Consider the following 1,260-nt stretch of genomic DNA (forward strand, 5'->3'; position numbering starts at 1 on the left):
GACCAGCGGCCCTTCGTTGGGACGCTGACCATGGAGATGACGACGGACGCTGACGAGGAGGTCGCCTCGTGGATCGCGGCGGGAACGCCCCCGATCTGCTTCGGCTTTGGCAGCACGGCGGTCGATTCGCCGGCTGAGACGATCACCATGATCGGCGAGGCCTGCGCAGAGCTGGGCGAGCGGGCGCTGGTGTGCTCGGGCAAAACCGATTTCAGCGGTGCCCCGCATTTCGACCACGTCAAGGTGGTGGGCGCGGTCAACTACGCGGCTGTTTTTCCCGCTTGCCGGGCCGTGGTGCACCACAGCGGTGCCGGGACCACGGCCGCGGGCCTGCGCGCAGGAGTGCCCACATTGAGCCTGTGGAGCATGAGCGATCAGAAAATCTGGGCAGGCCAGGTGGATCGGTTGAAAGTCGGCGTGGCCCGCCCCTTTTCGAAAACGACGCGCGAGTCGCTGGTCGCCGACCTGCGCCAGGTCCTCTCCCCCGACTACGCCTCCCGCGCCCGCGAACTTGCCGCGCGGATGACGAAGCCCACGGACAGCATCACCAAGACGGCCGACCTTCTCGAAGATTTCGCGCGGGTGCTGCGGGCTGGGTGACGACCGGCACCCGGGACGCCGCCGACGCACGGCAACTGCAAGGCTAGGAGCCGTGACGAAATTCGCCCTCGCTGGCTATGGAACGCGTGGCGACATCGAGCCATTGGCAGCTGTCGGCCGCGAGCTGCTGCGCCGGGGGCACGACGTGGCCATGGCCGTCCCGCCGGAACTGGTCGGCTTCGCCGAGTCCGCGGGTCTCGCGACTGTCCCGTACGGCCCCGAACTGCACGACTTCTTGGACGAGGAGTTCCTCCGCAACATGTGGGCGGAATTCTTCCGAGGCATCTGGACGATCCGCAGCCCGCTCAGATTGATGCGCAAGGTCTGGGAGCCCCTCATCCGGCACTGGGGCGAGGTGAGCGCAACGCTGACATCACTCGCGGGCGGCGCCGACCTGCTGTGCACCGGACTTAATTTCGAGCAGGCCGCCGCCAACGTCGCGGAGCATTACGGCATTCCGCTGGCGACGCTGCATCACTTCCCGATGCGGGCCAACGGCCAGCTCGTTCCGAGCGTGCCGGCGCCGTTGTTCCGCTCCGGCATGATGGCGGTCGAGTGGCTTTTTTGGCGCGCGACCAAGCAGGTTGAGAACGAACAGCGGCGAGAACTCCGTCTGCCCGCGGCGACGAAACCGTCGCCGCGAAGGATCGCCGAGCGCGG

2 protein-coding genes are annotated in these 1,260 nt (G+C 67.5%); both read left to right on the forward strand.

Features of this window, described 5'->3' with window-relative positions; genetic code table 11:
- The coding region (locus A5681_RS04295) for a glycosyltransferase (RefSeq protein WP_331710627.1) at positions 1–600 on the forward strand (600 nt) is incomplete at its 5' end.
- A 52-nt stretch (positions 601–652) separates the two neighbouring features.
- The coding region (locus A5681_RS04300; protein ID WP_197498503.1) for a glycosyltransferase at positions 653–1,260 on the forward strand (608 nt) is incomplete at its 3' end.

The organism is Mycobacterium scrofulaceum (assembly GCF_001667885.1).
Taxonomy (GTDB): Bacteria; Actinomycetota; Actinomycetes; order Mycobacteriales; family Mycobacteriaceae; genus Mycobacterium; species Mycobacterium scrofulaceum_C.